Origin of the sequence: Streptomyces sp. UNOC14_S4 (genome assembly GCF_020740835.1) — a bacterium.
Classification (GTDB): Bacteria; Actinomycetota; Actinomycetes; order Streptomycetales; family Streptomycetaceae; genus Streptomyces.
Map to the genome: position 1 here is coordinate 1 of NZ_JAINFC010000383.1, position 7,441 is coordinate 7,441.

Annotated in this window: 3 protein-coding genes and 1 pseudogene; all 4 read right to left on the minus strand. The window is 70.8% G+C overall.

Features of this window, described 5'->3' with window-relative positions:
* Positions 1-402, minus strand: a pseudogene (locus K6I34_RS27180) (hypothetical protein); the annotation flags it as partial.
* Between the two features lie 85 nt (positions 403-487).
* A complete protein-coding gene (locus tag K6I34_RS27185) occupies positions 488-5,470 on the minus strand; it encodes an NAD-glutamate dehydrogenase (RefSeq protein ID WP_229329663.1) in 4,983 nt (1,660 codons plus the stop codon).
* A gap of 468 nt (positions 5,471-5,938) precedes the next feature.
* Positions 5,939-6,601, minus strand: coding sequence for an HAD family hydrolase (locus K6I34_RS27190; RefSeq protein ID WP_229329665.1), 663 nt, complete (start codon positions 6,599-6,601; stop codon positions 5,939-5,941).
* Between the two features lie 79 nt (positions 6,602-6,680).
* Complete coding sequence (locus tag K6I34_RS27195; RefSeq protein ID WP_229329667.1) at positions 6,681-7,184, minus strand: hypothetical protein; 504 nt, start codon at positions 7,182-7,184, stop codon at positions 6,681-6,683.
* Between the last annotated feature and the right edge of the window lie 257 nt (positions 7,185-7,441).

Here is a 7,441-nt window from a genome sequence, read left to right on the forward strand (position 1 = left end):
GACCCCCACCGCGGCCACCGTCGCCGCCGCCCACGAGACCACCACCCCCGCGTACGCGTACGGCAGCTGGGTCAGCAGGTGCACCGCCCTGATCAGCGCGGGCACCATCGGGAAGAAGGCGATCATGCTGAACTTGGGCTCGCCGTCGGAGCCGTACGGAATCTCACCCGGATAGCCGCGTTTGGCGATGTGCAGGTAGTTGCCGCTGTCCCAGCGGCGCAGCAGCTGCTCCGTCCCGCGCCCGAGGTGATGGTTGATCAGCAGCAGGACCCCGAAGCCGACGGCGGCCAGCGCCAGGTAGAGGGCGGCCGCGCGGACCGCCTCCCGGCGCGGCGGCAGCACGTCGGGGGCCTTCGGGGGCGCGGCCGCCGGGGCCGGGGCAAGCCGTGTCACGACCTTCATGGGGATCTCTTAACACGATTCAAGCCGACAAAAGGGGCGGCCCCGGGGAATTTCTCCCCGGGGCCGCCCCCTGTTCACTCAGGCGTCAGCTGTGCGTCCGCAGCAGCGTCCGCATGGTCCGCATCGCGACCGACAGGTTGGCCAGGTCGAAGGAGTCCGAACCGCGGATCTCGTCGAGCGTGGTGCGCGCCCGGGTGAGGATCGCCGCGTTCTTCTCCTCCCACAGCCCGAAGCGCTCATCCGGCGCGGAGCCGCCGTTGCCGACGGACAGGATGTCCGAGGTGAGCGCCGCGTGGGCCGCGTAGAGGTCCTCGCGGATGGAGGCGCGGGCCATGGACTGCCAGCGGTCGGAGCGCGGCAGCTCGATGATCCGGTCCATCAGCTGGGTGATGTGCAGCCGGTCCCCGAGGTCGTAGTAGACCTCGGCGACGTCGAGCGGCTCCTTGCCGGTGCGGTCCGAGACGGCGACGATGTCGAGCGCCGGGAAGACCGACGAGAAGCCCGCCACGCGCACGGCCAGGTCGTCCGGCACCCCGGACGCCACCAGCTCGTCGTGGATGGACTGCCACCACTCGGCGTCCGCGCCCTTGAGCAGCTTCGGCAGCTGGAACCAGACCGCCGCCACGCCGTCCCGGAAGAACTCGATGGTCTCGGCGAGCTGGAGCGGCTGCGGCCGGTTGTTGAGCAGCCAGCGGGTGCCGCGCTCGACCAGGCGGCGCGAGTGCAGCCGGATGCGGGTCTGCACGTCCGCCGGGACGGTGTTGTCGAGCGCCTCGACGGCGTCCCAGACCTTGCCCAGGCCGAAGATCTCGCGGGCCGCGGTCTGCGCCCGGACGATCTCCTCCAGCGAGGCGCCGGTCTCCTCCCGCAGGCGGTGCAGGAAGGTCGTGCCACCGCTGTTGACCGTGTCGTTGACCAGAACGGTCGTCACGATCTCGCGACGCAGCGCGTGCCCGTCGATCTGCTCGCCGAACGACTGCCGCAGCGCCTTCGGGAAGTACGCGTAGAGCAGGCGCTCCAGGTACGGCTCGTCCGGGAGGGTGGTGGTGAGCAGTTCCTCCGCGGCGGTGATCTTGATGTAGGCGAGCAGGACGGCCAGCTCCGGCTGGGTCAGCCCGCGGCCCGCGGTGAGCCGCTCGCGGATCTGCCGGTCGGTCGGCAGGAACTCCAGGGCGCGGTCCAGACGGCCGTCGCGGGAGAGCCTGCGCATCATCCGCTGGTGGGCGTGGAGCAGGCTGGGCGCCTGGGAGACGGCGTTGGCCAGGGCCACGTTCTGCGCGTAGTTGTTGCGCAGGACGAGCTCGCCGACCTCGTCGGTCATCTCCGCGAGCAGCTTGTTGCGCTGCTTGACGGTCATGTCGCCGTCCGCGACGAGCGCGTTCAGCAGGATCTTGATGTTGACCTCGTGGTCCGAGGTGTCCACGCCGGCGCTGTTGTCGATGGCGTCGGTGTTGATCCGGCCGCCCGTCTCGTCGGGGCCGCCCGCGCGGGCGAACTCGATGCGGCCGAGCTGGGTCAGACCGAGGTTGCCGCCCTCGCCGACGGCCTTGACGCGCAGGTCCTGGCCGTCGACGCGGATCGCGTCGTTGGCCTTGTCGCCGACGTCGGCGTGCGACTCGGTGGACGCCTTGACGTACGTGCCGATGCCGCCGTTCCACAGCAGGTCGACCGGCGAGCGCAGGATGGCCTTCATCAGCTCGGCGGGGGTCATCTTGGTGACGCCCGCCTCGATGCCGAGGGCCTCGCGCACCTGCGCGTTGACCGGGATCGACTTCGCCGTGCGGGGGTGGATGCCGCCGCCCGCGGAGAGCAGGCTCGTGTCGTAGTCCGCCCAGGAGGAACGGGGCAGCTCGAACAGACGGCGGCGCTCGGCGTAGGAGACGGCCGCGTCCGGCTTCGGGTCCAGGAAGATGTGGCGGTGGTCGAAGGCGGCCACCAGCCGGATGTGCTCCGACAGCAGCATGCCGTTGCCGAACACGTCACCGGACATGTCACCGACGCCGACGACCGTGAAGTCCTCGGTCTGGGTGTCGTGCCCCAGCTCGCGGAAGTGCCGCTTGACGGACTCCCAGGCGCCGCGGGCGGTGATGCCCATGCCCTTGTGGTCGTAGCCCGCGCTGCCGCCGGAGGCGAAGGCGTCACCGAGCCAGAAGCCGTACGACTGGGCGACCTCGTTGGCGATGTCGGAGAAGGTCGCGGTGCCCTTGTCGGCGGCGACGACCAGGTAGGTGTCGTCCCCGTCGTGGCGCACGACGTCCTTCGGGGGCACGACCTCGCCGCCGACCATGTTGTCGGTGATGTCGAGCAGACCCGAGATGAAGGTCTTGTACGAGGCGATGCCCTCCGCCAGCCACGCGTCGCGGTCCACGGACGGGTCCGGCAGCCGCTTGCCGACGAAGCCGCCCTTGGCGCCCACCGGCACGATGACGGTGTTCTTCACCATCTGCGCCTTGACCAGGCCGAGGATCTCGGTGCGGAAGTCCTCGCGCCGGTCGGACCAGCGCAGACCGCCGCGCGCGACCTTGCCGAAGCGCAGGTGCACGCCCTCGACGCGCGGGGAGTAGACCCAGATCTCGTACGCGGGGCGGGGTGCCGGGAGCTCCGGGATCGCCTGCGGGTCGAGCTTGAGGGACAGGTAGGGGTGCGGCTTGCCTTCACGGTTGCGCTGGAAGTGGTTCGTCCGCAGCGTGGCCTTGATGACGGTCAGGAAGGCCCGCAGGATGCGGTCCTCGTCCAGGCTGGCGACCTGGTCGAGCGCGCCGTCCAGCTCCTCCAGCAGCCCGTCGGTCAGCTCGGTCCCGGCGCGCTGGAGCGCGGGCGACATCCGGGCCTCGAACAGGTTGACCAGGAGGCGCGTGGTGTGGACGTTGTTGCTGAGGGTGTCCTCCATGTACGACTGGCTGAACGACCAGCCGGCCTGGCGCAGGTACTTCGCGTAGGCGCGCAGCACCATGGCCTGACGCCAGTCGAGACCGGTCTGGAGCACGAGCTTGTTGAAGTTGTCGTTCTCCGCCTCGCCCGTCCAGACGGCGGCGAACGCCTCCTGGAAACGCATGCGGGCGTCGTCACCCTCGATGCGCTCGGGCACCCGCAGCCCGAAGTCGTAGATCCACGCGGTCGTGCCGTCGGCGCAGCGCAGCTCGTACGGGCGCTCGTCGACGACCTCGACGCCGAGCCGGTGCAGGACCGGCAGCACGGCGGAGAGGGAGACGGGCTCACCGGTGCGGTAGATCTTGAAGCGGCGCTCCTCGGGGGACGCGCCGACCGGCTCGTAGAGGCTGAGCTCGAAGTCGCGGTCGCCGCCCGCGGTGGTCAGCTTCTCCAGGTGGCCGAGGTCGGCGACGGCACCGCGGGGGGTGTGGTCGGCCTTGTAGCCCTCGGGGAAGGCGTGGCCGTAGCGGCGCAGCAGCTCGGCGGCGCGCTCCTCGCCCACCTCGGCGGTGAGCGTCTCGGCGAAGCCGTCGGCCCAGGAGCGGGCGGCCTCGACCAGGCGGCCCTCGATGCGCTCGACGTCGGCGTCGGTGAGGTCGGAGAGGGTCGAGCCCGGCTCGACGCGGATGACGAAGTGCAGCCGGGAGAGGACCGACTCGGTGTTCCACGCGGTGAAGTCGACGCTGGTGCCGCCGAGCTCCTCCTTGAGGATCTCGATCAGGCGCAGGCGGACGCCGGTGGTGTAGCGGTCGCGCGGCAGGTAGACGAGCGCGGAGTAGTAGCGCCCGTAGGTCTCCTGGCGCAGGTAGAGCCGCAGACGGCGGCGCTCCTGCAGGTAGAGGACGCTGGTGGCGACGGTGCGCAGCTGGTCGGCGGGCGTCTGGAAGAGCTCGTCGCGCGGGTAGGTCTCCAGGATCTGGAGCAGGTCGCGGCCGTCGTGGCTGTCGGGCGAGAACCCGGCGTCGGCGAGGACCTTGGCGACCTTGCGGCGCACGACGGGGACGCGGCGCACGGACTCGGTGTACGCGGCGGAGGAGAACAGGCCCAGGAAGCGGCGCTCGCCGATGACGTTGCCGTCGGCGTCGAACTTCTTCACCCCGACGTAGTCGAGGTAGGAGGGGCGGTGCACGGTGGCGCGGCTGTTGGCCTTGGTGAGGACGAGCAGCTTGTGCTCACGGGCCTTGGCGCGGGCGTCGGCGGGCAGCCGGTTGAAGGACGAGGAGACGGGACCGGCGTGGTGGCCCTCGTTGTGGTGCTTGGGGTCGGAGCGCAGGATGCCGAGGCCGGTGCCGGGGAGGGCGGCCAGGACGTCCTCCTCGCCGCCGTCGCCGCGGACCGTCTGGAGCTCGTACTCGCGGTAGCCGAGGAAGGTGAAGTGGTCGGCGGCCAGCCACTTCAGCAGCTCGCGGGCCTCGTCGAGCTCGGACTTCGGCACGTCGGAGGTGGGCTCGGACGGCAGGTCCTCCGCGATGCGCAGCGCGGAGTCGCGCATCTTCTCCCAGTCCTCGACGGCCTCGCGGACGTCGGAGAGCACGCGCAGCAGGTCGGCGGTGATCTGCTTGAGGTCGTCGCGGTCGGTCTCGCGGTCGATCTCGACGTGGATCCAGGACTCGGTGAGGGCGTCGTGCGGCAGCACGGCGTCCTTGCCCTCGCCGTGCGCGTCGCAGGCGGAGCCGAGGACCTCCAGCAGGCGTCCGGTGACATCACGGCGGACGACGATCTGCGGGTGGATCACGACATGGATGCCGCGGCCCTGACGGGAGAGCTCATTGGTGACGGAGTCCACCAGGAAGGGCATGTCGTCGGTGACGACCTCGACGACGGAGTGGCTGCACGTCCAGCCGTTCTCCTCGACCGTGGGCGTGTGCACCCGCACGTTGGCGGTGCCCTGCGGACGGTTCTCGGCGAGCCGGTAGTGCGAGAGGGCGGCGCCGAAGACGTCGACCGGGTCCCGTCCCGTGAGGTCCTCGGGCGCCGTGTGCAGGTAGTAGCGCTGGAGGTAGGCGGTCAGTGTCTCGGGGTCGAGCGCGCCCTCGCCCTTGGGTCCGACCGGGTGTCCCCCGGCGGGACCGGTCTCGGCGACGCGGGCCGCCCTTTCGAGCAACTCGGCCTTGGCTTCGTCCAGCTTGGTCTGCATGTCCTCTGGCTCCTGTCGCGCGCCGTTGCGTGACATAGGTGGTGAAGGCGATCACGCGGCGACGCGGGTTCTCCCGTCGTCGACGACGTTATGCCGGAATGAGAGGTGACCGGAACGATCTTGATGGAATCTCGATGTGCCCCGGCACGGGAGGAATCAGCGGCAGCTGCCCGGATGCTGCGGCATTCCGGGCGCAGGGCAGGAGCGTCGTCGCCCCTGACGGGTATCGCGCTGATCACCCGACAAGGCTATCGCTTTTGCGGGGGACGTCCGGGTGACGTACCACACCCGGGCCACGCCCGGGCCGCATCCAGGCCATATCCGGGCCATATCCGGGTCCAAAGCCGACGGCCTGCGGCACCGGCAGAACGCACGGGACCGCCCCGCTCCGCCCGCCCGGCCCCGGACCAGCGACTTCCCTCCCGTGCGGATCACGCGGGACGTCACGGGGGATGCCACGGGGGACCGTCAGCCGACGAGCAGCCGGGCCTCGGCGACGGCGTCCGCGAGGCTGTCCACCACCGGTACGCCCGCCTCGGCGAGGCTCGCCCGACTGTGCGACCCGCCGGTGTAGAGCACGGCATAGGCGCCCACGTGCGCGGCGGCCAGGGCGTCGTCGACGGCGTCACCAATGATGACCGTGCGCCGCGGGGATATGCCGTCCAGGCCCGCGACATGGCGGGACATGTGCTCGGACTTGCCGCCTCCAGAGGGGCCCGTACGGCCCTGGACGCGGACGAATCTCGGCTCGATCCCGAAGCCGCGGACGAGGGGGACGAGCTCCTCGTGGCCGTGCATGGAGAGGATCGACTGGGTGCCGCCCGCGCCCTGCCAGTCCGCCAGCAGGCCCTCGACGCCCTCCGCGAGGCCGCAGCGCGGGGCATGGTCCCGGTAATGCCGATGGAAAATTTCATCCATATGTTCCCATTCGGCTGTCGTGGGCAGGCGCCCCATCAGCCTCCTGTAGAACTCCGGCACCGGGACCCGATAGAGCTCCCGATACCGCTCAAGAGTGATCGGCTCCAGGCCGATCTCGGCGAAAGCGGCATTCGTCGCCGAGATCACCGCGTCGATGTCGTGGAAAAGAGTGCCGTTCCAATCCCACACGATGTGTGCCACGTGCTTCCCCATGAACTCGACGGTACCGGCGGGGTACGACATCGCTCCGCGACGAAGATCACCGGATCCGGCCCGGACGCCGCTCAGGCCCTCAGATCAGGGAGGGGATCTCCTGCACGCCGAACCACATCAGGTCGTGGTCCTCGGCACCGTCCACGACGAACTGCGCGTCGTCGTCGCCCCCGTCCGCCGCCTCGAGCGCCTCCGCCGCGGCGGCGACGTCCGTCTCCGCGTCGCGGGAGTCCACGTGCACGGCCGCCGCCTTCGCCAGCGGCACGGCCGCCGCGAGCCGCACCTGGCCCAGCGCGGCCTGCTCCAGCCCCCGGTCGGGGTCGCTGACCGCGGCCTTGTCCGGCACGTCCAGGGCGACGACCACACGGCGGCGCGCGGCGTCCGGGTCCTGGGCGATCCTGCGCAGCGACGCCTCGGCGGCACGGCCGAGCGCCGCGTACTCCAGCTCCTCGACGTCCTCGGAGAGGTACCACTCGCGCAGCGCGGGGGTCACGGCATAGGCGCACAGCGGGGCGGGTCCGAGCTCACCGGTCCGGTACGCCTCGGCGAGACCGGGGAGGGTCAGAGGGACATAAACGCGCATGACCGCCGCTTCCTGGAGTTCCTGGGACTGAACGAACGCGCTGCCAGCATACGGGCGGGCGTCCCCCTTCGAAGTGCGGGAGCCCCCGTGGAGCGCGCTTTCCCCCGCGTGCCGTCATGAACGGGGACGGACGGCTCCGTACCGCCCCATTACCTGCTCAGCACCGCTTCACCGGTCCGCCGTGCACCCCGTCACCCGTGCGACTCACCCCTGATAGGTGAACCGCTTCGGGCCCTCCCCCGCGCCGGACCCCGTTC